The organism is Arenimonas daejeonensis (assembly GCF_007993735.1).
GTDB lineage: Bacteria > Pseudomonadota > Gammaproteobacteria > Xanthomonadales > Xanthomonadaceae > Arenimonas > Arenimonas daejeonensis.
This window is the reverse complement of sequence record NZ_CP042453.1, coordinates 2,754,919-2,780,747: the sequence shown is the minus strand read 5'-3', so window position 1 is coordinate 2,780,747 and position 25,829 is coordinate 2,754,919. Positions and strand designations below refer to the sequence as shown.

19 protein-coding genes and 11 pseudogenes are annotated in these 25,829 nt (G+C 68.5%); 23 read left to right on the top strand and 7 right to left on the bottom strand.

Features of this window, described 5'->3' with window-relative positions:
* Positions 1 to 134: 134 nt before the first annotated feature.
* Complete coding sequence (locus FRZ33_RS13705; protein WP_227977902.1) at positions 135 to 689, bottom strand: C40 family peptidase; 555 nt, start codon at positions 687 to 689, stop codon at positions 135 to 137.
* A 56-nt stretch (positions 690 to 745) separates the two neighbouring features.
* On the opposite strand from FRZ33_RS13705, the gene FRZ33_RS13700 reads away from it, so the two are divergent.
* From FRZ33_RS13700 to hutG, 4 genes are all read left to right on the top strand, one after another.
* Complete coding sequence (locus tag FRZ33_RS13700) at positions 746 to 1,225, top strand: FKBP-type peptidyl-prolyl cis-trans isomerase (RefSeq protein WP_146910286.1); 480 nt, start codon at positions 746 to 748, stop codon at positions 1,223 to 1,225.
* Positions 1,226 to 1,344: 119 nt separating this feature from the next.
* Positions 1,345 to 2,592 carry a DUF418 domain-containing protein gene (locus FRZ33_RS13695; protein ID WP_146910284.1) on the top strand — a complete coding sequence of 416 codons (1,248 nt, stop codon included), beginning with the start codon at positions 1,345 to 1,347 and terminating at the stop codon, positions 2,590 to 2,592.
* 121 nt (positions 2,593 to 2,713) lie between these two features.
* Complete coding sequence (locus FRZ33_RS13690) at positions 2,714 to 3,880, top strand: NAD(P)/FAD-dependent oxidoreductase (RefSeq protein ID WP_265468644.1); 1,167 nt, start codon at positions 2,714 to 2,716, stop codon at positions 3,878 to 3,880.
* Positions 3,881 to 3,889: 9 nt separating this feature from the next.
* Positions 3,890 to 4,666 carry an N-formylglutamate deformylase gene (gene hutG / locus FRZ33_RS13685; RefSeq protein ID WP_146910280.1) on the top strand — a complete coding sequence of 259 codons (777 nt, stop codon included), beginning with the start codon at positions 3,890 to 3,892 and terminating at the stop codon, positions 4,664 to 4,666.
* Here the strand turns inward: hutG and FRZ33_RS13680 are convergent.
* The 3 genes and pseudogenes from FRZ33_RS13680 to parE form a co-directional block, all read right to left on the bottom strand.
* Complete coding sequence (locus tag FRZ33_RS13680) at positions 4,624 to 4,968, bottom strand: hypothetical protein (protein WP_146910278.1); 345 nt, start codon at positions 4,966 to 4,968, stop codon at positions 4,624 to 4,626. The genes hutG and FRZ33_RS13680 overlap by 43 nt on opposite strands.
* Positions 4,965 to 5,486: a hypothetical protein gene (locus tag FRZ33_RS13675; RefSeq protein WP_146910276.1), complete on the bottom strand. Its 522-nt coding sequence runs from the start codon at positions 5,484 to 5,486 to the stop codon at positions 4,965 to 4,967. The genes FRZ33_RS13680 and FRZ33_RS13675 overlap by 4 nt, the downstream gene beginning before the upstream one ends.
* Positions 5,487 to 5,688: 202 nt before the next feature.
* Positions 5,689 to 7,573 (bottom strand): annotated as a pseudogene (parE, locus tag FRZ33_RS13670) (DNA topoisomerase IV subunit B).
* 173 nt (positions 7,574 to 7,746) lie between these two features.
* On the opposite strand from parE, the gene pyrG reads away from it, so the two are divergent.
* The 8 genes and pseudogenes from pyrG to truD all read left to right on the top strand — a co-directional run bounded on the left by pyrG (position 7,747) and on the right by truD (position 14,533).
* Positions 7,747 to 9,405 (top strand): CTP synthase, encoded by a 1,659-nt coding sequence (gene pyrG, locus FRZ33_RS13665; RefSeq protein WP_146910274.1) that lies wholly within the window; start codon positions 7,747 to 7,749, stop codon positions 9,403 to 9,405.
* Positions 9,405 to 10,222: pseudogene (gene kdsA, locus FRZ33_RS13660) on the top strand (3-deoxy-8-phosphooctulonate synthase); the annotation flags it as partial. The gene pyrG and the pseudogene kdsA, both read left to right, overlap by 1 nt.
* Before the next feature lie 13 nt (positions 10,223 to 10,235).
* The gene (locus FRZ33_RS15550) at positions 10,236 to 10,724 is read left to right on the top strand and encodes a hypothetical protein (RefSeq protein WP_174754926.1); all 489 of its coding nucleotides are present in this window, start codon (positions 10,236 to 10,238) and stop codon (positions 10,722 to 10,724) included.
* Positions 10,711 to 11,995, top strand: a pseudogene (gene eno, locus FRZ33_RS13650) (phosphopyruvate hydratase). The gene FRZ33_RS15550 and the pseudogene eno overlap by 14 nt, the downstream one beginning before the upstream one ends.
* An 8-nt stretch (positions 11,996 to 12,003) precedes the next feature.
* Positions 12,004 to 12,336, top strand: coding sequence for a cell division protein FtsB (gene ftsB, locus FRZ33_RS13645; RefSeq protein WP_146910270.1), 333 nt, complete (start codon positions 12,004 to 12,006; stop codon positions 12,334 to 12,336).
* Positions 12,333 to 13,024, top strand: a pseudogene (ispD, locus tag FRZ33_RS13640) (2-C-methyl-D-erythritol 4-phosphate cytidylyltransferase). The gene ftsB and the pseudogene ispD overlap by 4 nt, the downstream one beginning before the upstream one ends.
* A 1-nt stretch (position 13,025) precedes the next feature.
* Positions 13,026 to 13,508, top strand: coding sequence for a 2-C-methyl-D-erythritol 2,4-cyclodiphosphate synthase (ispF, locus tag FRZ33_RS13635; protein WP_146910266.1), 483 nt, complete (start codon positions 13,026 to 13,028; stop codon positions 13,506 to 13,508).
* Entirely contained in the window at positions 13,505 to 14,533 is a 1,029-nt protein-coding gene (gene truD / locus FRZ33_RS13630; RefSeq protein WP_146910264.1) for a tRNA pseudouridine(13) synthase TruD, read from the top strand. The genes ispF and truD overlap by 4 nt, the downstream gene beginning before the upstream one ends.
* A 296-nt stretch (positions 14,534 to 14,829) precedes the next feature.
* Here the strand turns inward: truD and FRZ33_RS13625 are convergent.
* Positions 14,830 to 15,400: pseudogene (locus FRZ33_RS13625) on the bottom strand (Smr/MutS family protein).
* A gap of 90 nt (positions 15,401 to 15,490) precedes the next feature.
* Here FRZ33_RS13625 and surE point away from each other — a divergent pair.
* The 4 genes and pseudogenes from surE (at position 15,491) to FRZ33_RS13605 (ending at position 18,419) form a co-directional block, all read left to right on the top strand.
* Positions 15,491 to 16,269: pseudogene (gene surE, locus FRZ33_RS13620) on the top strand (5'/3'-nucleotidase SurE).
* Positions 16,266 to 16,942: pseudogene (locus tag FRZ33_RS13615) on the top strand (protein-L-isoaspartate(D-aspartate) O-methyltransferase). The pseudogenes surE and FRZ33_RS13615 overlap by 4 nt, the downstream one beginning before the upstream one ends.
* Positions 16,943 to 17,527, top strand: coding sequence for a YqaA family protein (locus FRZ33_RS13610; protein ID WP_146910263.1), 585 nt, complete (start codon positions 16,943 to 16,945; stop codon positions 17,525 to 17,527).
* Positions 17,524 to 18,419: pseudogene (locus FRZ33_RS13605) on the top strand (peptidoglycan DD-metalloendopeptidase family protein). The gene FRZ33_RS13610 and the pseudogene FRZ33_RS13605 overlap by 4 nt, the downstream one beginning before the upstream one ends.
* On the opposite strand, the gene FRZ33_RS13600 reads toward FRZ33_RS13605, so the two are convergent.
* Both FRZ33_RS13600 and yhbY read right to left on the bottom strand, forming a co-directional pair.
* On the bottom strand, positions 18,398 to 18,793 hold the full coding sequence (locus tag FRZ33_RS13600; RefSeq protein ID WP_146910261.1) for an Mth938-like domain-containing protein: 396 nt from the start codon (positions 18,791 to 18,793) through the stop codon (positions 18,398 to 18,400). The pseudogene FRZ33_RS13605 and the gene FRZ33_RS13600 sit on opposite strands and share 22 nt — an antisense overlap.
* Positions 18,794 to 18,807: 14 nt before the next feature.
* Positions 18,808 to 19,113 carry a ribosome assembly RNA-binding protein YhbY gene (gene yhbY, locus FRZ33_RS13595; protein ID WP_146910259.1) on the bottom strand — a complete coding sequence of 102 codons (306 nt, stop codon included), beginning with the start codon at positions 19,111 to 19,113 and terminating at the stop codon, positions 18,808 to 18,810.
* Between the two features lie 83 nt (positions 19,114 to 19,196).
* On the opposite strand from yhbY, the pseudogene rlmE reads away from it, so the two are divergent.
* The 7 genes and pseudogenes from rlmE (at position 19,197) to hfq (ending at position 25,824) form a co-directional block, all read left to right on the top strand.
* Positions 19,197 to 19,825 (top strand): annotated as a pseudogene (gene rlmE / locus FRZ33_RS13590) (23S rRNA (uridine(2552)-2'-O)-methyltransferase RlmE).
* Positions 19,825 to 21,732 (top strand): ATP-dependent zinc metalloprotease FtsH, encoded by a 1,908-nt coding sequence (gene ftsH, locus FRZ33_RS13585; RefSeq protein WP_146910257.1) that lies wholly within the window; start codon positions 19,825 to 19,827, stop codon positions 21,730 to 21,732. Before rlmE ends, ftsH begins: the two are co-directional and overlap by 1 nt.
* 68 nt (positions 21,733 to 21,800) lie before the next feature.
* On the top strand, positions 21,801 to 22,697 hold the full coding sequence (gene folP, locus FRZ33_RS13580; RefSeq protein ID WP_146910255.1) for a dihydropteroate synthase: 897 nt from the start codon (positions 21,801 to 21,803) through the stop codon (positions 22,695 to 22,697).
* Between the two features lie 324 nt (positions 22,698 to 23,021).
* Positions 23,022 to 23,851 (top strand): annotated as a pseudogene (locus tag FRZ33_RS17850) (sodium:solute symporter family transporter).
* Positions 23,851 to 24,510 (top strand): sodium:solute symporter family transporter, encoded by a 660-nt coding sequence (locus FRZ33_RS17110; RefSeq protein ID WP_265468641.1) that lies wholly within the window; start codon positions 23,851 to 23,853, stop codon positions 24,508 to 24,510. Before FRZ33_RS17850 ends, FRZ33_RS17110 begins: the two are co-directional and overlap by 1 nt.
* Positions 24,511 to 24,513: 3 nt before the next feature.
* Positions 24,514 to 25,449: pseudogene (gene miaA / locus FRZ33_RS13570) on the top strand (tRNA (adenosine(37)-N6)-dimethylallyltransferase MiaA).
* A 99-nt stretch (positions 25,450 to 25,548) separates the two neighbouring features.
* Positions 25,549 to 25,824: an RNA chaperone Hfq gene (gene hfq, locus FRZ33_RS13565; protein WP_146910253.1), complete on the top strand. Its 276-nt coding sequence runs from the start codon at positions 25,549 to 25,551 to the stop codon at positions 25,822 to 25,824.
* Positions 25,825 to 25,829: the final 5 nt, after the last annotated feature.

The following is a 25,829-nucleotide window of genomic DNA, read 5'->3' as shown; positions in this document are numbered from 1 at the left end:
GCGAAGGTTTGGTGGGCCGAAAGGGGGTCGGATGACGCATTGCGTCACAGTTTGTCACCCAAACGGGAGCCTAGGGTGACGCAGTCCGCAAAAAATGGCCGCAACGGATCCGGAAATCCGTTCAGGCAATTCCGTCAAAGTACCCGGCGGGCGCCGGTGTAGACCCGACCCCAGTAGGGGCCGTCCAGCCGGTCCAGGCGGACCGTGCCGCCGGTGCTGGGGGCATGCACGAAGCGGCCCTCTCCGACGTAGATGCCGACGTGGAAGACCGAGCCGCGGTCGCCGAACAGCACCAGGTCGCCCGGCGCCAGCTTGTAGCGGGGCGGGGTGTCGGCGTCGAACTTCGCGATCTCTCGGGTGGTGCGCGGCAGGTAGACCTTGGCCGCGTCCAGGAACACATAACCGACCAGGCCGCTGCAGTCGAAGCCACCTTCGGGCGTATTGCCGCCCCAGCGGTAGGGGGTGCCGACCAGGCCTAGGGCGCGCATCAGCACATCGTTGGCGCGCAGCGGGTCGTCCGGGGTGACGTCCTCGACCTTGAACGGCGCCGTGGACGCGGCCGAGGGGCGGGGCGGGGGAGAAGACGAGCAGGCGGCCAGCAGCAGGGCCAGCAGCAGCGGAAGGGTGGCCGCAGCCCGGGGAACTGGCGCCGGGCGGGAGGGGCCGGGATAATGCGCGCTCGCTGTCACGGGCCGAGTTTGCCCGATCCTGCCGGTCGCGTCACCGGCCCCATCCCGGAATCCCCATGAAGATCGAGAAGAACCGCGTCGTCCGTTTCCATTACACCGTGTCCGAACCCGGCCAGCCTGCGATCGAGACGTCCAAGGAGCGCGAGCCCCTGGCCATCCTGATCGGCCACGGCGCCATCATCCCCGGCCTCGAGGCCGCGATGATGGACCACGCCGCGGGCGACAGCTTCGAGACGGTCGTGGAAGCGGACCAGGCCTATGGCCAGCGCCGCGACGAATTCACCCAGCGCGTACCGAAGAAACATTTCCGCGAGGCGCGCCTGCGCCCGGGCCAGGAAGTGATGCTCAACACCGCGATGGGCCCGCGCCCGGTCACCGTGCTCAAGGTCGGCGCCACCGTGGTGGACGTGGACCTCAACCACCCGATGGCCGGCAAGGCGCTGCAGTTCCAGGTCGAGATCGTCGACGTGCGCGAAGCCGAGCCGGTCGAGATCGAACACGGCCACGTGCACGGCGAGGGCGGCGCGCAGCACTGACGCGTCCTGCTCCGGAAACCGCGACGGCCCGCTTCGGCGGGCCGTTTGTTTTGCGCCGGGCTTGCGGCCGTGCAGGGCAGGCCGGATGATCCGGTGACTCTTCAAGCGAGCACGACCCGATGACCGGACCGACGATCGCCGCGCCCCTGCTGCCGCAGGAGCGCATCCAGGCCATGGACGTGCTGCGCGGCTTCGCCCTGCTGGGCATCCTGCTGATGAACATCGAGGGCATGGTCGGGCCGCTCAACGGCGCGCTCACCGGCGTGGACCAGGCGCTCACCGGCGCCGACCGGATCGCCGACACGCTGGTCTACCTGTTCGTCCAGGGCAAGTTCTATCCGCTGTTCTCACTGCTGTTCGGCATGGGCTTCGCGGTGATGCTGGTGCGCGCCGAGGCGGCGCAGCGGCCGTTCTTCATGACCTACCTGCTGCGCGTGCTGGCGTTGATGGCGATCGGCCTGGCGCATGCGCTGCTGGTGTGGTCGGGCGACATCCTGTTCACCTATTCGCTGATCGCGGTGGTGTTGCTGCTGTTCTTCCGCCGCACGCCGGTGTCGCGGCTGCCGAAGTGGGGCATCGCCTTCATCCTGCTGCCGTCGGTGCTGATCCTGGGCCTGGGGGCGCTCGTTTCGCTGGTGCAGATGGTGCCGGGGTCGGCCGCGCAGATGGATGCCTCGATGGCCGAACAGGGCGCGCAAATGGCGGCCGTGCTCGAGGCGCAGCGCCAGGCCTACGGCAGCGGGACTTTCGCCGAGGCCACGGCCCAGCGCCTGGCCGACCTGAAGATGATGATGGGCTTCCTGATGTTCTGGGGCCCGCAGCTGCTGGGCCTGTTCCTGGTCGGTGCCTGGTTCGTGCGCAGCGGCGTGATCGCGCGGCCGCAGGAACATGAGCGTTTCCATCGCCGCCTGCGCGTGGTGGCATTGCCGGTGGGCCTGGCCATGGTGCTGGTGTCGTACCTGCTGGCGCCGACTTCGGACATGGTCACGATGAACCTGCGGACTTCCACCGCCATGGGCCTGTTCACGCTCGGCGGCACGCTGATGGCGCTGGGTTACCTGGCCTGGATCGTGAAGGGCCTGCAATCGCCCGCGCTCGCCGGTCCGCTCGCGCGGCTGGCACCGGCGGGGCAGATGGCGCTGACCAACTACCTGCTGCAGTCGCTGATCTGCACCGGCATCTTCTTCGGTTACGGACTGGGGTATTTCGAACAACTGTCGCGCGCCTGGCAGGTGCCCTTCGTGTTCGCGCTGTTCCTGCTGCAGGTGCTGTGGAGCCGGGCCTGGATGTCGCGCTTCCGCATGGGGCCGATGGAATGGCTGTGGCGCGCGGCCACCTACCTGCGCCTGCCGCCTATGCGCCGCTGAGCGCCGGAACCCGCAGGTAGAATGGCGGCATGAACGAAGCCGGCGAAGCCGATGTCCTGATCCTGGGGGTGGCGTCATCGGCCTTGCCTGCGCGCACTACCTGCTGGCCGAAGGCCGCTCGGTGCGGGTGCTCGAACAGGGGCGGATCGGCGGCGGCGCCTCGCACGGCAACTGCGGAACCATCACGCCCAGCCACGCGCCGCCCCTGGCCGCGCCCGGCATGGTCGGACAGGCACTGCGCTGGATGCTTTCGCCGTCTGCACCGCTCTACATCAAGCCACGCTGGGACCCGGCGCTGATGCGCTGGCTGCGCACCGCGGCCGGGCGCTGCAACCACCGCGACTGGCGCGCCAGCGGCTTGGCCAAGGGCGCGATGCTGAAACATTCGCGCGCGCTGATCGAGGAACTGGTGAGCTCGCACGCGCTCGACTGCGGCTTCGAGCCGGGCGGGTTCCACTACGTGTTCCGCCGTGCCCGCGCGCTGGAGAAACAGCAGCGCGACCTGCCGCTGCTGGCCGAACTCGGCATCGAGGCGCAGGTGTTCGATGGCGCGATGCTGGCGGCCGACGAACCGGCGCTGCATCCGGGCATGGCCGGCTCGCTGTTTTTCCCGGGCGATGCACAACTGCGCCCCGAACGGTACACCGCCGAACTCGCGCGCCTGGTGCGCGCCGCCGGCGGCGTGATCGAGGAGGGCGTGCGCGTGACCGGGCTGCATCGTGGCCGCCATGGCATCGAGGCGGTGCAGACCACGGAAGGCCGCCATCGCGCCGGCAAGGTGCTGGTGGCGCTCGGCGCGTGGTCGCCGGAATTCGAACGCATGATCCGCATGCCGATCCCGATCCAGCCCGGCAAGGGCTATTCAATCACCTACGAACGCCCGGTGCTGGCACCACGCCGCCCGCTGGTGCTCAAGGAGCGCAGCGTCTGCGTCACCGCCTGGGCCGACGGTTACCGGCTGGGCAGCACCATGGAATTCAGCGGTTACGACGACCGCCTGAACCGCACGCGCCTGGACGCGCTGGAACGCGGCGCCGCCGAATACCTGCAACAGCCGGTCGGGCCGAGCAAACGCGAGGAATGGTGCGGCTGGCGGCCGATGACGCCGGACGACCTGCCGCTGATCGGCCGGGTGCCGGGCAACAACAATCTCTGGCTGGCGACCGGCCACGGCATGATGGGCATGGGCATGAGCGCCGGCACCGGCCGCCTGGTCGCCGACCTGGTCTGCGGTCGCGAGCCCGCGATCGATCCCGCGCCCTACGCGCCGGCGCGTTTCGCCCGCTAGACTGCCGGCATGGACGTACTGACCCTGCATCGCGGCAAGGCACCGCTGCTGATCAGCCTGCCGCACGACGGCATCGCGCTGCCCGAGGACATCGCCGCGCGCGTCACCCCGGAAGCGCGTGGCGTGCCCGACACCGACTGGTTCGTCAGCCGGCTCTACGATTTCGCGCGCCGGCTCGGTGCGTCGGTGCTGGTGCCGAACTATTCGCGTTACGTGGTCGACCTCAACCGTCCGCCCGACGATGTGTCGCTCTATCCGGGCCAGAACACGACGGGCTTGTGTCCGGCGGTTCGTTTCAGCGGCGATCCGGTGTATCTGCCTGGACAGGAACCGTCGGCGGATGAAGTCGCGGCGCGGGTCGGACGCTATTGGCGCCCGTACCACCAAGCGCTCGCGCAGGAACTGGCGCGGCTGCGCGCCGAGCACGGCCGCGTGCTGCTGTGGGAAGGACATTCGATCCGCAGCGTGGTGCCTTTCCTGTTCGAGGGCCGGCTGCCTGACCTGAACCTGGGCACGGCTGCTGGAGCCAGTTGTTCTCCGGCGCTGCAGGCGCGGCTGGAATCGGTGCTGGCCGCGCAGAAGGACTACACCTGGATCGCGAACGGCCGCTTCAAGGGCGGCTACATCACGCGCAATTACGGAAAACCCGCCGAGGGCGTGGACGCGGTGCAGCTGGAAATCGCGCAGTGCACCTACATGGACGAAGATGCCGGTCGTTACGCGCCGGAGCGGGCCGAGAAACTTCAGCGACTGCTGCAGGCCCTGCTGCGCGCCGGACTGGGTTGAGCAGCCGCGCGTTCAGCGCCAGCGCGTGTCCAAAAGTAAGCCGTCATCCGGCCGTTGCCGGGGTCAAAAAAACAGACCGCCTGGCGGGCGCGGACTAGCCGCGGAGCATTGCAGCCCAACGTGCGCGCGGCGCGGCCGTCCAGCCCCTGCAGGCCGACCGTGGCCTGGCCGCCCAGGCTGTCGTCAACAGAGGCGTACTGCAGAGCGATCTCGTGACTGTCGTGGTAGAGCACCGCCTGCGCCACCAGCGGGACAGTGCTCGGGATGGGGCCGGCCCGTTCGAAGCCGTTCCATTCGATCACGGTGCAGGCTTCCGGGCCGTTGCTTTCGCCGGTGCGTGGGCAGGTGGGGAAATAGGCCTGGCGCAGGCTGCCGCCGGCTCGGGGCCGCAGGTCGTCGTGGTAGACATAGATGCGGTTCTGGCTCGCCGGAAAATTGTTTGCCAGTACCGGCAGTTCGCAGTCGTTGCTGAAGTCGCTGCCGTCGTCTTCTTCCAGGAACCGGCTGCCGCAAGGTAGCCGTTGCCCGAAACGACCAGGGCGTGGATCGGCGACTGGTACAGCTCCATCGGCACCTGCAGCCCCAGTACCGCCCCGCCGTCGTCGGTAGCGGCACCGGGGCGTGACGACAGCGCCAGGCTCCGTCCGCCCGCACCCATTTCGACGTAGTCGTAGGGGCAGTCGGACGAGGCGGTGCTCTGGGCCATGGCGTAGCGGTAGAGTCCGGGATTGGCGTCGACTCCTTCGCGGGCCTGCAGTCCCACCGCCAGTGCCGCTCCGGCCAGCAGGGCCACGAGCGTGCGGATCAGCGACCGCGACAACTGGTCCTTGCGGGGTTGGGCGTTTCGGGGAGTAGGCGGCGAATGCGTCATATCAGGAGGCAAGAAGCAATTCGCGTGCCAGCCGGGGCACGGCAACCGCAAGTTCAAGCCATCGTTGATGTTGAAGACTGCCGACGGCAGCCGGGCGAGGCAAGACGGCCATCGCCGCCTGACCCACCGGGTCACATTTTCGCGGGCTGGGTCACACTTCGAGCGAGGCCAGGTCGCCCTTGGCCTCGAGCCAGGCCTTGCGGTCGCCGGCGCGTTTCTTGGCCAGCAGCATGTCCATCAGGCCGCGGGTGGCGTCGGCGTCGTCCACCGTCAGCTGCACCAGGCGGCGGGTGTCGGGGTGGATGGTGGACTCGCGCAGCTGCACCGGGTTCATCTCGCCCAGGCCCTTGAAGCGGGTGACGTTGACCTGGCCGCGGATCTTCTCCTTCTCGATCCGGTCGAGCAGGATCCGCTTCTCTTCCTCGTCCAGGGCGTAGAAGACCTGCTTGCCCACGTCCACGCGGAACAGCGGTGGCATCGCCACGAAGATGTTGCCGGCCCGCACCAGGGCCGGGAAATGGCGCAGGAACAGGGCCGAGAGCAGGGTGGCGATGTGCAGTCCGTCGGAATCGGCGTCGGCCAGGATGATGACCTTGCCGTAGCGCAGGCCGTCGATGTTCTCCACGCCCGGGTCGCAGCCGATGGCGACGGCGAGATCGTGCACTTCGGTGGAGGCCAGCACACCGGAGGACTCGACCTCCCAGGTGTTCAGGATCTTGCCGCGCAGCGGCAGGATCGCCTGGAATTCCTTGTCCCGCGCCTGCTTGGCACTGCCGCCGGCCGAGTCGCCCTCGACCAGGAACAGTTCGGTACGACCCAGGTCCTGGCTGATGCAGTCGGCCAGCTTGCCCGGCAGGGCCGGCCCCTGGGTGACCTTCTTGCGGGTGACCTGCTTTTCGGTCTTCAGACGGGCCGAAGCACGGTCGATGGCCAACTGGGCGATCTGCAGGCCGGTCTCGACGTGCTGGTTCAGCCAGAGCGAGAACGCGTCGTGTGCAGCGCCCTCGACGAAGGCCGCGGCCTGGCGCGAGCTCAGCCGTTCCTTGGTCTGGCCGCTGAACTGCGGGTCGGTGAGCTTGAGGCTGAGCACGTAGCTGACCCGGTCCCAGACGTCTTCCGGCGCCAGCTTCACGCCACGCGGCAGCAGGTTGCGGAAGTCGCAGAACTCGCGCAACGCATCCGTGAAGCCGGACCGCAGGCCGTTCACGTGGGTGCCGCCCCGGCGGTGGGGATCAGGTTGACGTAGCTTTCCTGCACCAGTTCGCCCTCGGGCACCCAGGCCACGGCCCAGTCCACCACTTCGGCTTCTTTGCCAAGGTGGCCGACGAAGAGTTCGGCCGGCAGCAGGTCGCGGCCCACCAGTTCGCCACGCAGGTAGTCGCGCAGGCCGTTTTCGTAGAACCATTCGTTGCGCTCGCCGCTGGCTTCGTCGAACAGCTTCACGGTCAGTCCCGGGCACAGCACGGCCTTGGCGCGCAGCAGGTGGCGCAGTGCCTTCACCGCGAACTTGGGGGTGTCGAAGTATTTCGGGTCCGGCCAGAAGCGCAGGCGGGTGCCGGTGTTGCGCCGGCCCACCGTGCCCACCACTTCCAGCGCCGAGCTGCGGTCGCCGTCGCGGAACTCCATGCGGTGTTCCTGCGACTCGCGCCGGATGAACACCTCCACCCGGGTCGACAGCGCGTTCACCACCGACACGCCGACGCCGTGCAGGCCGCCGGAGAAGGTGTAGTTCTTGCCACTGAACTTACCGCCGGCGTGCAGGCGGGTCATGATCAGCTCGATGCCCGGGATCTTCTCCTCGGGGTGGATGTCCACCGGCATGCCGCGGCCGTCATCGATGACCTCGCAGCTGCCGTCGGCATACAGGGTCACCTCGACCGTCTTCGCGTGGCCGCCCAGGCCTCGTCCACGGAGTTGTCGATCACTTGGGCCAGGTGGTTGGGCCGGGTGGTGTCGGTGTACATGCCGGGGCGGCGCTTGACCGGGTCCAGGCCCGAGAGGACTTCGATGTCGGCGGCGTTGTAGCGGGTGTTCATCGGGCGGGGGACTCGGTTCCGGGCGGTCTGGCGAGGCCGCAGGATGGGCGCCGGACCCGGGGCGGTCAAGCCGGTCCGGCCGGTTGCCGGGCGCAAGCCCTTGATCGCGAAAAGTTTCTCGCCGCCGGGCGGCCCAGCCGGTAGAATGCGGTTTTCCAGCGCCCCCAATCCCCATGACTCGTCTTATCTTCGTTACCGGTGGCGTGGTGTCCTCGCTCGGCAAGGGCATCGCCGCGGCCTCGCTGGCCGCCATCCTGGAAGCGCGCGGCCTGCGCGTGACCATGATGAAGCTCGACCCCTACATCAACGTGGACCCGGGCACCATGAGCCCGTTCCAGCACGGCGAGGTCTATGTCACCGACGACGGTGCCGAGACCGACCTCGACCTGGGCCACTACGAACGTTTCCTGCGCACCCGCCTGAGCCGAAAGAACTCGGTCACCACCGGCCGCATCTACGAGAACGTGATCCGCAAGGAGCGCCGCGGCGACTACCTCGGCGGCACCGTGCAGGTGATCCCGCACATCACCGACGAGATCAAGCGCGCCATCTTCGAGGCCACCGACGGCTTCGATGTCGGCCTGGTCGAGATCGGCGGCACGGTCGGCGACATCGAGTCGCTGCCGTTCCTGGAAGCGATCCGCCAGATCCGCACCGAACGCGGCCCGGACCAGGCGATCTTCATGCACCTGACCCTGGTGCCGTACATCGCCGCCGCCGGCGAGCTCAAGACCAAGCCGACCCAGCATTCCGTGAAGGAACTGCGCTCGATCGGCATCCAGCCCGACATCCTGGTCTGCCGCAGCGAAAAACCGCTGCCCGAATCCGAACGCCGCAAGATCGCCCTGTTCACCAACGTGCACGAGAAGGCGGTCATCAGCTGCGTGGACGTGGACAACATCTACAAGCTGCCGCTGTGGCTGCACAGCCAGGGTTTGGACGAGATCGCGGTCGAGCGCCTGCGCCTGGAAGACAAGGCCAAACCGGCCGACCTGTCCGAGTGGGAAGCGGTGGTGGACGCGGTCGAACATCCGGTGGACGAAGTCACCGTGGCCGTGGTCGGCAAGTACATCGACCACCAGGACGCCTACAAGTCGCTGTCCGAAGCGCTCAAGCACGGTGGCCTGCGCCAGCGCACCCGCGTGAAGCTGCGCTGGCTCGAGTCCGAGCAGGTCGAGAAGGACGGCGTGAAGGTGCTCGACGGTGTCGACGCCATCCTGGTGCCCGGCGGCTTCGGCGACCGCGGCTTCGAAGGCAAGGTGCTGACCGCGCAGCACGCCCGCGAACACAACATCCCGTATTTCGGCATCTGCTACGGCATGCAGGCGGCGGTGGTGGACTACGCCCGCCATGTCGCCGGCCTGGCCGGCGCCAACAGCACCGAGAACGACCGCAACAGCCCGCACCCGGTGATCGGCCTGATCACCGAATGGCGTACCGCCAGCGGCGAGATCGAGCGCCGCGACGAGAAATCCGATCTGGGCGGCACCATGCGCCTGGGCCTGCAGGACCAGCGCATCAAGCCCGGCACCCGGGCCCGCGAGCTGTACGGCAAGGACGTGGTCGGCGAGCGCCACCGCCACCGTTACGAGTTCAACAACCGCTACCGCACCCAGCTCGAGGACGCCGGCATGGTGATCAGCGCCAAGTCCATGGACGACCTGCTGGTCGAGATGGTCGAACTGCCGAACCACCCCTGGTTTGTCGCCTGCCAGGCGCATCCGGAATTCCTTTCGACGCCGCGCGACGGCCATCCGCTGTTCATTGGTTTCATCCGCGCCGCCCGCGAACAGAAAGCCGGTGGCCGCTTACTCAAGGAGGCGAGTGCCTGATGGACCTCTGCGGTTTCAAGGTTGGCCTTGACCAGCCGTTTTTCCTGATCGCCGGCCCCTGCGTGATCGAATCCGAGCAGCTGCAGCTCGACGTCGCCGGCCAGCTCAAGGAAATCACCGGCAAGCTCGGCATCAACTTCATCTTCAAGTCCAGTTTCGACAAGGCCAACCGCACCTCGGGCACCAGCTTCCGCGGTCCCGGCCTGGAAGCGGGCCTCAAGGTGCTGGCCGAAGTGAAACGCCAGATCGGCGTGCCGGTCATCACCGACGTGCACGAATACACGCCGATGGAGGAAGTGGCTTCGGTGGTGGACGTGCTGCAGACGCCGGCCTTCCTGTGCCGCCAGACCGACTTCATCCAGAAGGTCGCCAGCGCCGGCCGGCCGGTGAACATCAAGAAGGGCCAGTTCCTCTCGCCCTGGGAGATGAAGCACGTCACCGACAAGGCGCGTGCCACCGGCAACCAGCAGATCATGGCCTGTGAACGCGGTGCGTCGTTCGGCTACAACAACCCGAGGTATCCGACATGCGCTCGCTCAGCGTGATGCGCGACACCGGCTGTCCGGTGGTCTTCGACGCCACCCATTCGGTGCAGTTGCCCGGCGGTGCCGGCGGCAAGTCCGGTGGCCAGCGTGAGTTCGTGCCGGTGCTGTCGCGCGCGGCGATGGCCGTGGGCATCAGCGGCATTTTCATGGAAACCCATCCCGACCCGGACAAGGCGCTCAGCGACGGCCCCAACGCCTGGCCGCTGCCGAAGATGGCGGCCCTGCTCGAGACCCTGGTCGAGCTTGACCGCATCACCAAGAAAAACGGCTTCCCGGAGGCCTCCTGTGAGGCGCGTGATCGGGGTGATGCTGCCGGTATTGGCGCTGTGCGTCGCTTGCTCGCGCGGGCCGGAACCTGCAGGGGACGGCCTGCTGACGAAACTGTCCACCGACTACGCCCCATACCAGGCCTGCGTGGTGGATGGACTCAGGACGCGCCGGGATTTCGATGGCCGCCTGCCCGAGATGATCGTCCAGGCGGGCCTTGCGGACAGCCTTCAGGATGCGTCCCGGCGTTATCTGGGCCAGGCCAGCGACCTGGCCGCGCTGGATGAGACGGGGCGGGTGGAAGCCACCCGTCAGGCGCTGCAGGCCCTGGGGGCGTTCGGCGCAGCCATCGGGCAAGGAAGCGAACAGTCCTATCCGGACAACGTGCGCCGGCAGATGTCGATGGTCGAAGTCATGCAGATCATGGCAGCCGCGGCCTCCGTGGATTGCAGCCCTTCAGATTCCCTCTTGAGTGCGATGGAAGTTGCCAACAATGAATATTTCTAAGATCCACGCCCGCGAAATCCTCGACAGCCGCGGCAATCCCACGCTTGAAGCCGAAGTCACGCTGGGCAGCGGCCACGTCGGCCGCGCGATGGTGCCCTCGGGCGCGTCCACCGGCACCAAGGAAGCGGTGGAGCTGCGCGACGGCGACAAGAGCCGTTACCCGGGGCAAGGGCGTGAAGAAGGCGGTGGCCAACGTCAACACGACGATCGCCGAGGCGCTCAAGGGTTTCGACGCCGCCGACCAGGCGGGCCTGGACAGGAAGCTGATCAACCTCGACGGCACCGAGAACAAGGGCCGCCTGGGCGCGAATGCGCTGCTGGGTGTGTCGCTGGCCAACGCGCATGCCGTGGCCGCCGCCAAGGGCCAGCCGCTGTGGGCGCACCTGGCCGCGGGCCGCGAGGCCGTGCTGCCGGTGCCGATGATGAACATCATCAACGGCGGCGCGCATGCCGACAACAACGTGGACATGCAGGAGTTCATGGTGCTGCCGGTGGGCTGCGACAGCTTCGCCGAGGCGCTGCGCTGCGGCACCGAGATCTTCCATTCGCTCAAGTCGGTGCTCAAGGGCAAGGGCCTGGGCACCGCAGTCGGCGACGAGGGCGGCTTCGCGCCGGACCTGAAGTCGAACGAGGAAGCCATCGAAGTCATCCTCGAGGCCATCGGCAAGGCCGGCTACAAGGCCGGCGAAGACGTGTTGCTGGGCCTGGACGTGGCCAGCTCCGAGTTCTTCGAGAACGGCAAGTACAACCTGGTGGGCGAGGGCAAGCGCCTGACGTCCGAGCAGTTCGTCGATTTCCTGGCCGGCTGGAGCGCGCAGTACCCGATCATCACCATCGAGGACGGTATGGCCGAGAACGATTGGGCCGGCTGGAAGCTGCTGACCGAGCGACTGACGAGCAAGGTGCAACTGGTCGGCGACGACCTGTTCGTGACCAACCCGAAGATCTTCAAGGACGGCATCGACCAGCAGGTGGCCAACGCCATCCTGATCAAGGTCAACCAGATCGGCACGCTCACCGAGACGCTGGAGGCCATCGCCATGGCCGACGCCAATCGTTACGCCGCCATCGTCTCGCACCGTTCGGGCGAGACCGAGGACACCACCATCGCCGACATCTCGGTGGCCACCACCGCCACCCAGATCAAGACCGGTTCGTTGTGCCGCAGCGACCGCGTGGCCAAGTACAACCAGCTGCTGCGCATCGAGGAAGCGTTGGGCGCCAAGGCCCGTTACGCCGGTCGCGCGGCCTTCGTCAGCCTCAAGCGCTGAGTCCGCGCTTGCGCCGCTGGGGCCTGCTCGCCTTGCTGCTGCTGGTCCTCGCGGGCCTGCAGTACAAGCTGTGGTGGGGCGAGGGCGGCCTGGGCGAGGCGCGTGCGCTGCAGCAGCGTGTCAGCGAACAGCGCACCGAGAACGCGCGCCTGCAGCAGCGCAACGATGCGCTGGAGGCCGAGGTCGAGGACCTGAAGTCGGGCGAGGCCGCGGTCGAGGACCGCGCCCGCAGCGAGCTGGGCATGATCAAGCCGGGCGAAACCTTCTACCGCGTGGTCGAACCCGAGGCCGGCAAACCGGCCGACGACCTGGAAACGGATACGCCGGAGCCGGGGCAATGACCTGGGCGGTCGTTCCGCCGCCGGCCGCGGCAGCCGTTTTGGTGGCGAGACGCCCAAGCAGTACCTCACGCTGGCCGGCCGGCCCCTGATCGAACACAGCCTGCTGGCCGTGCTGTCGCATGACGATGTGGACGGTGTCGTGGTCGCCCTGGCGGCCGACGATCCATGGTGGCCGGGCTGGCGCGAGCTGGGCGGCAAACCGGTGCTGGCCTGCGTCGGTGGCGGTGAACGCGCCGATTCGGTGCTGGCTGGCCTGCAGGCGCTGCCGGCCACGGTGGACGATGACCAGTGGGTGCTGGTGCACGACGCCGCGCGCCCCTGCCTGCGTGCCGTCGACCTGGCACGACTGCTTGCCGTCGGCCAGGCCGATCCGGTCGGCGCGCTGTTGGCCGCGCCGGTGCGCGATACCCTCAAGCGTGCCGATGCCACCGGCCACAGCCAGGCCACCGAGCCACGCGACTGGCTCTGGCGCGCGCTGACGCCCCAGCTGTTCCGTCGCGGTGGCCTCACCCGTGCATTGCTGGCGGCCCTGCATGCCGGGGTGAAAGTCACAGACGAGGCGATGGCGATGGAGCGACTGGGCCTGAAGCCCGTGCTGGTCGAAGGCAGCGAGGACAACCTCAAGGTCACCACGCCCGCCGACCTGGCGCTGGCCGAATTCATCCTTTCCCAGAACCGGGCGCCGTGACATGACAGACATCCGCATCGGCCAGGGTTACGACGTGCATGCTTTCGGCGAAGGCGACCATGTCGTGCTCGGTGGCGTGCGCATCCCGCACGAGCGCGGCGTGCTGGCGCATTCCGACGGCGACGTGGTGATCCACGCGCTGTGCGACGCGCTGCTCGGCGCGCTGGCCCTGGGCGACATCGGGGTGCATTTCCCGCCCTCGGAAGCGCGCTGGAAAGGCGCCGACAGCCGCGTGTTCCTGCGCCATTGCGCCGGCCTGCTGGCCGAACGCGGCTGGCGCCTGGGCAATGCCGACGTCACCGTGGTCTGCGAGCGGCCCAAGGTGGCGCCGCATGCGGCTGCCATGCGCGCGCACCTTGCCGCCGACCTGGGTGTGGAGCCGGACGTCATCAGCGTGAAAGCGACGACCTCGGAGAAGCTTGGTTTCACCGGCCGCGGAGAAGGCCTGGCGGCGATGGCCGTCGCCCTGCTGGTGCGCGCGTGAGCGGGTTGCCGCGCGCCCACGGTGGTCCGGTGCTGTCGGCGCTGTTCCGCAGCCAGCCCGAAGACTTCCAGGTCGAGGAAGTGGATGGCTTCGAGGCCGCGGGGCAGGGCGAGCATCTGCTGTTGACGGTCGAAAAACGCGGCATGAACACCGCGCACGCCGCCAAACGCATCGCCCGCTGGGCGGGCATCCCCGAGATGGGGGTCGGATATGCGGGCATGAAGGACCGCCACGCCGTCACTCGCCAGCGCTTTTCGGTGCACTTCCCGAAGCGCGTGGCGCCCGACCTGGCCGAGCTGGTGTCCGACGACCTGCGCGTGCTCGCCTCCGTCTGGCACAACCGCAAGCTGCCGCGTGGCGCGCTCAAGGGCAACCGTTTCATCCTGGTGCTGCGTGGCGTCGAGGGCGATCCGGTCGCGATCGAACAGCGCCTGCAGGCGATCGCGGCAAAGGGACTGCCGAACTATTTCGGCGGGCAGCGTTTCGGCCGCGAGGGCGACAACGTCGAGTCAGCGCGACGGATGTTCGCCGGCCAGCGCGTGCATCGCGACCAGCGTTCGATCTACCTCTCCGCCGCGCGCTCGGAGATCTTCAATGCGGTGCTGGCCGAGCGTGTCGCCGACGGCAGTTGGGCCAGCGGCGCCGAGGGCGAGGTCTGGATGCTGGACGGCACCCAGAGCGTGTTCGGTCCCGAACCGGCCAGCGAGGAACTGGCGGCACGTGCCAGCCGCCAGGACATCCACCCGACCGGCCCGATGTGGGGTCTGGGCGAACTGCGTCCGACCGGCGCAGTGCGCGAGGCGGAGGAGGCGGCCGTGGCCCCCTTCGCCGAGCTCCGGGCCGGCCTCGAAGCGGCCGGCATGAAACAGGAGCGCCGGGCCCTGCGTGTGCGCGTGGACGGCCTGGCATGGCAATGGCTGGAACCTGGCCAGTTGCGCCTGGATTTCGGCCTGCCGCCGGGCGCCTATGCCACCGGCCTGCTGGACGCGCTGGGCGACGTCAGCGAGCCGCCCCGGGAGGGCTGAAACGCCCCGGGGCCGGCACTTGCGGATGCAACCGGCGGGAGTATTCTGACTTGGCGTTTTCCTGCCCAAGGAGTCCGCCATGAACACGATCAGAAAGTGTTTCTGCCTTGCTTCCGCCAGCCTGTTGCTTGCGGCCTGCGCCACCACCGGTGATCCGCCGGTCAGCAAACAGCCGAGCGCGACCAAGTACGACGCCGAATACATGGCCAACGTCGAGTACGTCAGCGGCCAGGCCGGCGTCGAAGTGCTCTGGATCAATCCGCCGCGCGACCAGGGGCGACGACGAAGATTGAGGTCTAGGCGGACGGGCCCTGCTCGGTCGCGCGTTTGCGGGCCAGCAGGGCCAGGACGGCGCCGGTACCCCCATCGCCTCCGGCGCGGAGGCGAAGGCCAGCACGTCCGCGCGTTGCCGCAACAATCGGTCCACCAGGGCCTTGAGCACCGAGCCGCCCTCGGCGGCGCGCAAGCCCTGCCATGGATGATGCGTACGCAGGCCACGCCCTGCGCGCGCGACTGCGCCAGGAACTCGCGCAGCCAGCGTTCCGCTTCGTGCGCCCGCAGCTGGTGCAGGTCGAGTTCGCCGCCGATGCTGTACTGGCCGCGCTTGAGGTTCTTCAGCACCTTTTCCGGGACTTCGTTGCGCCGGTAGCTCAGGGCTTCGGCGGCATCGATGGTGGCTTCCATCCAGGTCGTGGTGCGCGACTGCGCCAGCGCCTCGGCCTCGTCCCGCGCGTGCATGCGGGGTTCCGGCGCGGGTCGTGGACGCTCCGGCGCGGGCGGCGGCGGATCCAGCGGCCGCACTTCGCCGATCGCCTCGCGGAACAGGGCGGCATCCTCGGCGCTGATCGCGGGTGGTTTGCGCTTCATGCGTAAAGCCTAACCCGCCGAAGGTGACCACGAGGTGGCCGCGTGGCGGGGCGCATCCGTTATCATGGCCTCCTTTCCGCGGGACCCCCGATGCGCGTACTGGTGAGCAATGACGACGGCGTGGAAGCCCCGGCATCCGCGTCCTGGCCGAAGGACTGCGGGCCGCCGGCCATGAAGTGACCGTGGTGGCCCCCGACCGGGACCGGTCCGGCGCCAGCAATTCGCTGACCCTGGATTCACCGATCCGGGTCAGGGAAGTCGCCGAGCGGGTCTGGCGTGTCGGCGGCACGCCCACCGACTGCGTGCACCTGGCCCTGACCGGCCTGCTGGCCGAAGACCCCGATATCGTGGTTTCCGGCATCAACAGCGCCGCCAACCTGGGCGACGACGTCATCTATTCGGGCACCGTCGCCGCCGCCATGGAAGGCCGCTTCCTCGGCCTGCCGGCGATCGCGATGTCCCTGGTCACCGGCGAAAACAGCGCCCGCCATTACGACACCGCCGCCCGCGCCGCGCTGGAGATCACCGCGCGCCTGCTGGTGGACCCGCTGCCGGCCGACACCATCCTCAACGTCAACGTGCCCGACCTGCCCTGGGACGAAGTGCGCGGCTACGAAGTCACCCGCCTTGGCCACCGCCACCGCGCCGAGGCCTGCATCGAACAGGTGGACCCGCGCGGCCGGCCGCTGTGGTGGATCGGCCCCGCCGGTCCGGAACAGGACGCCGGCCCCGGCACCGATTTCCACGCGGTGCGCACCGGGCACATCTCGATCACGCCGATCCATGTCGACCTGACCCGCTACCAGGCGCTGGAGAAAGTCGCCAGCTGGGTCGGTGGCCTCGGCGAAGGACTGAACCCAAGCGCATGACCCCGCGTTTCCACAGCCAGCCCGCCGTGCACGGTCAGGGCATGACCTCGCAGCGCGCCCGCGACCGCATGATCGAACGCCTGCGTGCCGAGGGCGGCATCAATGACGAGCGCGTGCTGACCGCGATGCGCACCGTGCCGCGCCACCTGTTCATCGACGAGGCGCTGGCCAGCCGCGCCTACGAGGACACCGCGCTGCCGATCGGCAACGGCCAGACCATCTCCCAGCCCTGGGTGGTGGCGCGCATGACCGCCGCATTGATCGAACACGGCCTGCCCCAGCGGGTGCTGGAGGTCGGCACCGGCTCCGGTTACCAGGCGGCGGTGCTGGCCACGCTGGGGCTCGAGACCTACAGCGTCGAGCGCATCGAGGAACTGCTGCGGGTCGCCCGCCGCCGTTTCCGCAACCTGGCCTGAACGTGCGCACCCGCCACGATGACGGCCGCGCCGGCTGGCCCGAATATGCGCCCTTCGACGGCATCATCGTCACTGCCGGCAGCGCCGCGCTGGAACAGGCGCTCTACGACCAACTGCCGGAAGGCGGCACCCTGGTGGCGCCGCTCGGCGCGGCCAACGGCCAGCGCCTGCTGCGCCTGCGCCGCATCGACGGCGAGCTGGTGCGCGAGGATCTCGGCGCCGTGGTGTTCGTGCCGCTGCTGCCCGGAACCCTCTGAATGAAGCTGTTCGGACCGCTTTACGACCGCTGCCGACAACTCGCCGCCCATCCGCATGCGCCCTGGTACCTGGGTTTCATCAGCGCGATCGAGTCGATCTTCTTCCCGGTGCCCACCGACGTGATGCTGGCACCGATGGCGCTGGCCCGGCCCCGGGCATGGTTCCGTTACGCCATGCTGGCGGCGGTGACGTCGGTGCTGGGCGGCCTGGTCGGCTATGCGATCGGTTATTACGCGCTGGATGCAGTGATGCCGCTGATCGAGCGTGTCGGCTATCTCGACACCTACCACAAGGTGCAGGACCAGTTCGCACGCTTCGGGGTCTGGATCATGTTCGTCGCGGCATTCACGCCGATCCCGTTCAAGGTGTTCACCCTGGCCGGAGGTGCCGCGGCGATGCCGCTGCTGCCGTTCGCGCTGGCGTCGCTGGTGGGGCGGTCGATGCGCTTCCTGCTGGTCGCCGGGCTGGTGGCCTGGGGCGGTCCGCGCATCGAGCCGCATCTGCGCCGTTACATCGAAACCGTGGGCTGGATTGTGGCGGCAGTCATCATCGGCGCCATTGTCTGGTTGAATATCCGCGGATGATCATTCCGATGCCCCGGCTGCTGGCCTTGCTGACGATCGCCCTGCTGCTGGCGGGCTGCGGCCATTCGCGCGTGGTCAAACGCGAGGACGGGTCGCGCTCCGACCGGTCGGCGCGTTCGACATCGGTCAACGCGCGCGGCTCCAGCCGCGACGGTACCTATGTGGTGGCCCGTGGCGACACGCTCTACGGCATCGCTTTCCGGCATGGCCTGGACTATCGCGAGGTCGCGGCCTGGAATCGCATCCCGGCGCCGTACACGATCTATCCCGGCCAGCGCCTGAGCCTGCGGGGAAATCCAGCGGCGGCACGAACAGCGGCTCGGTCACCGGCATGCCGACGCCGGCGCGTCCGGTCACCTCACCGCCGGCCGGCCCGGCCGTGTCCACGCCGCTGCCGCCAGCCGCGACACCAGCCGCGGCCCCGGCTACCGGCACTACGGCGACTGCGCCGGCCACATCGGGCCCGGCACCGCCGGTGGCGGCCCCGGTCACGCCGCCGGCCGTGCCTTCCACCATCAGTGCCGCCGGCTGGCGCTGGCCGACCCAGGGCCAGCTGATCGGTCGTTTCGCCGCCAACGACCCCAAGCGCCAGGGCATTGATATCGCCGGCAGTGCCGGCCAGCCGGTGCTTGCCGCGGCCGATGGCGTGGTGGTGTATTCCGGTGCCGGCCTGGTCGGCTACGGCGAGCTGATCATCGTCAAGCACAGCGACGAATGGCTGTCGGCCTACGCGCACAACCGGCGACGCCTGGTGGCGGAGGGCAGCGCGGTGAAGGGTGGCCAGCAGATCGCGGAACTCGGCCGCAGCGGCACCAGCCGCGACATGTTGCATTTCGAGGTCCGCCGAAACGGCAAGCCGGTGGACCCGCTTCAGGTGCTGCCGCCGCCCTGAAAACCGGGAAGCAGGAAGGCCGCGACCACGCGCCGGCCTTCGGTCGCCAGCACATTGAAGGTGCGTGCCGCCGCGGCGCTGTCCATCACCTCGATGCCGATGCCGCGGGTGAGCAGGGCGGCCATCACCGCCGCGGACGGGAAAACCAGGCGGGTGCCGGTGCCCAGCAGCACCAGTGCCGGCTGCAGCGCCAGCACGGCGTCCATGTCGGCGGGTTGAAGGTCGGCGGACGAGGTCGGGCGCCAGCCGGGCACCAGCTCGTTGGGAGCCAGCAGGAAGCTGCGGTCCAGCGTTTCCTGTTTCACCAGCACGCCGGCGTCGCTGACGCCGCGCAGCACATACAGGAAGTCGGGGTTTTCCTGGGACAGTTGCACGGGTTCCCCCGGGCTCAGGCCTTGGGCAGCACGATCAGGGGCTTGTCCTGGCTGCGCTTGTACAACACGGCGATGTTGCCGATGCGCGCCACCAGGGCGGCCTGCGTGCGCTCGCAGAGGATGCCGATCCACTCGTCCCGCAGCTCGCGGTCACCGGCAGCCACGCGCACCTTGATCAGCTCGTGGTGTTCCAGCGCCAGCGCGGTTTCGGCCGCCAGGTTGTCGGTGATGCCCTTGGCGCCGACCAGGATGACCGGCTTGAGGTCGTGGGCCAGGCCGCGCAGGTAACGCTTCTGGGGATTGCTGAGGGCGGCGGCCATGACGTTCCGGACGGGTTCAAAAGGGGGCGTAGGGTATCATGGCCGCCTTTCCCGCCCCCGCCGACGGCGTCCCGTCGAACCCCATGGCCCGCAGCAAAAGCAGCCCCCGCTGGCTTGAAGAGCACTTCAAGGACCCCTTCGTGAAGAAGGCCCAGGCCGAAGGCATGCGCTCGCGTGCGGCCTACAAACTCGAGGAGCTGATCGAACGCGATCGCCTGCTCAAGCCGGGAATGGTTGTGGTGGACCTGGGCGCCGCCCCCGGCGGCTGGTCCCAGGTGGTGCGGCGCGACCTTGGTGGCAAGGGCCGCGTGGTCGCCCTGGACATCCTGGACATGCCGCCGATCGCCGGCGTGGAGTTCATTCACGGCGATTTCAGAGAGCCGGGGCCATTGTCCGAGCTGGAGTCCCTGCTGGGCGGCGCACCGGTCGACCTTGTGCTTTCCGACATGGCCCCCAATATGACCGGCGTGGATACCGTGGACCAGGCAAGGGCGATGTACCTGTCCGAACTGGCCCGCGATTTCGCGGAAACCCACCTCAAGCCGGGCGGCAACTTCCTGATCAAGCTGTTCCAGGGCGAGGGCTTCGATGCCTACGTCAAGGACCTCAGGACCCGCTACGACAAGCTGGTGATCCGCAAGCCGGCGGCCTCCGCCGCCGGTCGAACGAAGTCTATGCGCTGGCCATGGGCAAGCGCCGAGGAAAGAACTGATGAACGACCTGGCCAAAAACCTCCTGCTCTGGCTGATCGTCGCCGTGGTGCTGATGGCGGTGTTCCAGAGCTTCTCGGCCCCGGCCGGCGGCAGCAGTGAGCTGAGCTACAACCAGTTCATCCAGGAGGTGAAGGACGGGCGCGTCAGCTCGGTCAACATCGCCGACAACCAGATCGAAGTCACCGGCAAGCGCACCGACGGTTCCATCTTCACCACGGCGGCGCCGCGCGACGAGCTGCTGCTCGACACCCTGTTCGCCAACGACGTGCAGATCGTGCAGGAGAAGCCGCAGGGCCGCTCGCTGCTGTTCACGCTGCTGATCAACTTCCTGCCGGTGCTGCTGATCATCGGCTTCTGGTTCTTCATGATGCGGCAGATGCAGCAGGGCGGCGGCAAGGGCGCGATGTCCTTCGGCAAGTCCCGCGCCAAGCTTCAGGGCGAGAACGAGGTCAAGGTCACCCTGGCCGACGTCGCCGGCTGCGAGGAAGCCAAGGAAGAAGTGGGCGAGCTGGTCGAGTTCCTGCGCGATCCGGGCCGTTTCCAGAAGCTCGGCGGCAAGATCCCGCGCGGCGTGCTGATGGTCGGCCCGCCGGGCACCGGCAAGACCCTGCTGGCGCGCGCCATCGCCGGCGAGGCCAAGGTGCCGTTCTTCTCGATTTCCGGTTCCGACTTCGTCGAGATGTTCGTCGGCGTCGGCGCCAGCCGCGTGCGCGACATGTTCGAGCAGGCCAAGAAACACGCGCCCTGCATCATCTTCATTGACGAGATCGACGCCGTGGGCCGCCATCGCGGCGCCGGCCTGGGCGGCGGCCATGACGAGCGCGAGCAGACCCTGAACCAGCTGCTGGTCGAGATGGACGGTTTCGAGGGCGGCGAAGGCGTGATCGTGATCGCCGCCACCAACCGCCCGGACGTGCTCGATCCGGCCCTGCTGCGCCCGGGCCGCTTCGACCGCCAGGTCACCGTCGGCCTGCCGGACGTGCGCGGCCGCGAGCAGATCCTGAAGGTGCACATGCGCAAGGTGCCGCTGGACGTGGACGTCGAGCCGGCCACCATCGCCCGCGGCACTCCGGGATTCAGCGGCGCCGACCTGGCCAATCTGGTCAACGAGGCCGCGCTGTTCGCCGCCCGCGAGAATGCCAAGAACGTGCGCATGGAGCACTTCGACCGCGCCCGCGACAAGATCCTGATGGGCGCCGAGCGCCGCTCGATGATCATGAGCGAGGACGAGAAGAAGCTGACCGCCTACCACGAGGCCGGCCACGCCATCGTCGGCCGCGTCGTGCCCGAGCACGACCCGGTCTACAAGGTCACCATCATCCCGCGCGGCCGTGCGCTGGGCGTGACCATGTACCTGCCCGAAGGCGACAAGTACAGCTACAACCGCACCCACATCGAGTCCATGCTGTGCTCGCTGTACGGCGGCCGCGTCGCCGAGGAGATCATCTTCGGCAACGACAAGGTCACCACCGGCGCCAGCAACGACATCGAGCGCGCCACCAAGATGGCCCGCAACATGGCCACCAAATGGGGCCTGTCGGACGAGCTGGGCCCGATCGCCTACGGCGAGGAGGAGGACGAGGTGTTCCTGGGCCGTTCCGTGACCCAGCACAAGAACGTCTCGGACGACACCGCGCGCAAGATCGACGAAGTGGTGCGGTCCATCCTCGACCGCGCCTATTCGCGCACCAAGCAGATCCTGACCGAGAACATCGAGAAGCTGCACATCATGGCCGAGGCGCTGCTGACCTACGAAACCATCGATGCGCACCAGATCGACGCGATCATGGAAGGCCGCCGCCCGGGTCCGCCGGCCGACTGGGCCAAGTCCGGCCGCATCTCCAAGGACGACCCGGGCACCGGCCCGGCCGCCGGTTCGCTGGGCGGGCCGATGCCGCAGACCTGATTCCGGCTTGCCGCGGTCAACGGGAAAGGCCAGAGTCCGCTCTGGCCTTTTTCATTGGCGGAAACCTCATGTTCGACCTGACTCCGCAACTCGACTGCGCCGGGCGCGTGCTGGTCCTGGACCGCCCGCGGGTGATGGGCATCGTCAATGTCACCCCGGATTCTTTTTCCGACGGCGGCGCCCACGACACCGTGGAGGCCGCAGTGGCCCACGGCCTGCGCCTGGCGGCTGAAGGCGCCGACCTGCTCGATGTCGGCGGCGAATCCACCCGGCCGGGCGCGGATGAAGTCACGGTCGAGGAAGAACTGCGACGGGTGGTTCCGGTGGTCGAACGCCTGGCGCGTGAGACCGCGCTGCCGATCTCGGTGGACAGCTCCAAGCCCGAAGTGATGCGCGCCGCCGTGGCCGCCGGCGCGGGCCTGATCAACGACGTGTACGCCTTGCGGCGCGAAGGCGCGCTGGACGCGGCAGCGGCACTGGGCGTGCCGGTGGTACTGATGCACATGCAGGGCGAGCCGCGTTCGATGCAGGCGGCGCCGGCCTACGACGACCTGGTCGGCGAGGTGCACCGGTTCCTGGCCGAACGCATCTTCGCCTGCGAGATGGCCGGCATCCCGAAAAAACACATCGTGCTCGACCCGGGTTACGGTTTCGGCAAGACCAGCGCCCACAACCTGCTGCTGCTGCGCCAGCAGGCGCGCCTGCTGGACCTGGGCCTGCCGCTGCTGGCCGGCCTGTCGCGCAAGCGCACGCTGGGCGAACTCACCGGCCGCGAAGTGGGCGAGCGCCTGCCGGCCTCGCTGGCGGCAGCGGTGCTGGCCGCCGAGTACGGCGCCAGGATCCTGCGCGTGCACGACGTCGCCGCGACCGTGGATGCGATGAAGGTGTGGGCGGCCGTCAATGCGCAGCCATTGCCGAAGGCGACGGCGGCGAAACCGGCGATCCAGTGGCCTGACGACGACTGATCATCGACACGACTTGTGCACGATGTGGTCAACTAATAATCAAGGCTATTGACTCCCGCGCCAGCACTGGCGCGCAGCGATCCGTCCACAGGAGTTCTCCCAGGCTTGTCCACAGGCCGTGTGGATTGCCGTCATCGGCTGGTCAAAAACTGGCCGATGTGGCGCCAGCCCTTGCCACGCAAGGCGCTCAGCAATCCATCCACAGGCTTTGCCCGGAGGCTATCCACAGGGCGTGTGGATGACCCGATCGGTGCCGATGCCGGTCCGGGCCGCCGCCGCCGATCGCGTTAAGCTTGCCCGGCCCCAGCCACCCGACGAGCCGACATGAGCCAGCTGTCCCCGCTGCACATCACCTTCGCCATCTACATCCTGGGCATGGTCGGCATCGGTTTCGCCGCCTGGTACTACACCCGCAGTTTCGACGACTACATCCTGGGCGGGCGTTCGCTGGGCAGTTTCGTCACGGCGATGTCGGCCGGCGCCTCGGACATGAGCGGCTGGCTGCTGCTGGGCCTGCCCGGTGCGCTCTACCTCAACGGTGTGTCGGAGGCCTGGATCGCCATCGGCCTGGTGATCGGCGCCTGGGCCAACTGGCGTTACGTCGCCGCGCCGCTGCGCCTGTACACCGAGCGCAGCCAGAATGCGCTGACCTTGCCGGACTATTTCACCCATCGTTTCGAGGACCGCGGCAAGCTGCTGCGCGTGCTGTCGGCGCTGATCATCCTGTGTTCTTCGCGGTCTACTGCGCCTCGGGCATCGTCGCCGGCGCGCGCCTGTTCGAAAGCGTGTTCGACGTCCCGTACGATCGGGCGATGTGGTACGGCGCCGCCGCCACCATCCTCTACACCTTCGTCGGCGGTTTCCTGGCCGTCAGCTGGACCGACACGGTGCAGGCCACGCTCATGATCTTCGCGCTGATCATCACGCCCATCGTCGTGATCCTGGGCCTGGGCGGACCAGCCGAAAGCCTGGTCCTGGTGGAACAGCTCGACCCGAGCAAGCTCGATTTCTTCAAGGGCGCCAGCGTGGTCGGCGTGATCTCGCTGCTGGCCTGGGGCCTGGGCTATGTCGGGCAGCCGCACATCCTGGCGCGTTTCATGGCGGCCGAATCGGTGCGCACCATCCCGGTGGCGCGCCGCATCGGCATGACCTGATGGTGCTGTGCCTGGCCGGCGCGATGGCGGTGGGTTTCTTCGGCATCGCGCACTTCGCCGCGAACCCGGCCCAGGCCGGCGCCGTGACCGCGAACCCCGAGCGCGTGTTCATCGAACTCTCCAGCCTGCTGTTCAATCCCTGGATCGCCGGCATCCTGCTGTCGGCCATCCTGGCCGCGGTGATGAGCACGCTCAGCTGCCAGCTGCTGGTGTGTTCCAGCGCGCTGACCGAGGATTTCTACAAGGGCTTCCTGCGGCCGTCGGCCGGGCAGGCCGAACTGGTCTGGGTCGGTCGTTTCGCGGTGCTCGGCGTGGCCGTGCTGGCGATCTGGCTGGCCTCGGACCCGGACAGCCGCGTGCTGGGCCTGGTCAGTTATGCCTGGGCCGGGTTCGGCGCCGCCTTCGGTCCGGTGGTGGTGCTGTCGCTGTTCTGGAAGCGCATGACCCGCGATGGCGCGCTGGCCGGCATGCTGGTGGGCGCCGCCACGGTGATCCTGTGGAAGCAGTTCTTCGCCGCGACCGGCCTGTACGAAATGGTGCCGGGTGTCGCCCTGGCCACGCTCGCCATCGTCGTCGTCAGCCGCATGGGCAAGCCCACGCCGGCGATGGAAGGCCTGTACGACAGCGTGCAGGGCGAGCTCAAGCGCAGCGGCGTCTGAGCCATGCAGGACCAGCGCCCGCTGGCCATCGCCCTGATGGGCCCCACCGCCTCGGGCAAGACCGCCCTGGCGGTGGAGTGGCGCAGCGGCTGGGCACCGAGATCATCAGCGTCGATTCGGCCCCGGTGTACCGCGGCCTGGACATCGGCGCGGCCAAACCCGATGTGGACACGCTGGCGCGGGCACCGCACCACCTGCTGGACGTGCGCGACCCGCACGAGGTGTTTTCCGCCGCCGACTTCGCCCGCGAGGCGCTGCCGCCGATGCAGGCGTTGGCGGCCCGCGGCCGGGTGCCGCTGTTGGCGGGGGCACCGGCCTGTATTTCAGCGCCCTGCTCGAAGGCCTGTCGGAACTGCCGCCGGCGGATGCCGCGACCCGCGAAACCCTGGCCGCCGAAGCCCGCGACCGCGGCTGGCACGCCCTGCATGCCGAGATGGCGGCGAACGATCCGGCCGCGGGCACGCGCATCAAGCCACGCGACCACCAGCGCATCACCCGCGCGCTGGAGGTTTATCGCCTCACCGGCCGTCCGATCAGCGCCTGGCAGGGGATTCCCGCCGGCATGTGTTCCCGTTCCGCGTGTTGAAGCTGGTGCTGGCGCCGGCCGACCGCGCCGTGCTGCACGAGCGCATCGCGCTGCGTTTCGACCAGATGCTGGCGGCCGGATTCCTGGAAGAGATGCGCCGCCTGCGCGCCGACCCGCGCCTGCATCCCGACCTGCCGTCCATGCGGGCGGTCGGCTATCGCCAGGCCTGGCGCCACCTGGACGGCGAAACCGATACCGACACCTTCCGTGCCGAGGCCATCGCCGCCACGCGCCAGCTGGCCAAGCGCCAGTTGACCTGGCTGCGGGGACAGTTTGACGCGCGCTGGTTCGATCCGGCCACCGACCGGGCCGGGCTGGAGGCCGCACTGGCCGCCTTCATGACCCGCGGCTAACGGGGACAGCTGGTAGAATTGCCGGCATTCGCGGCCTCGGACCCTTTTGGCCGCAAATCGCGCCAGCTGGCGCGCCACAAAAAGAAGAACGGAGTCCACATGTCCAAAGGTCAATCCCTCCAGGATCCTTTCCTGAATGCCCTGCGCCGCGAGCGCATTCCCGTGTCCATCTACCTGGTCAACGGCATCAAGCTGCAGGGCACCATCGAAAGCTTCGACCAGTTCGTCGTCCTGCTGCGCAACACCGTCAGCCAGATGGTCTACAAGCACGCCATCTCCACCGTGGTGCCCGCGCGCAACGTGCGTGTCGGCCCGGGTGGCGGCCAGGTCGCGTCGGCCGGCGGTGAAGACGACGAGGCGGGCCAGGACGATTGAGCGTC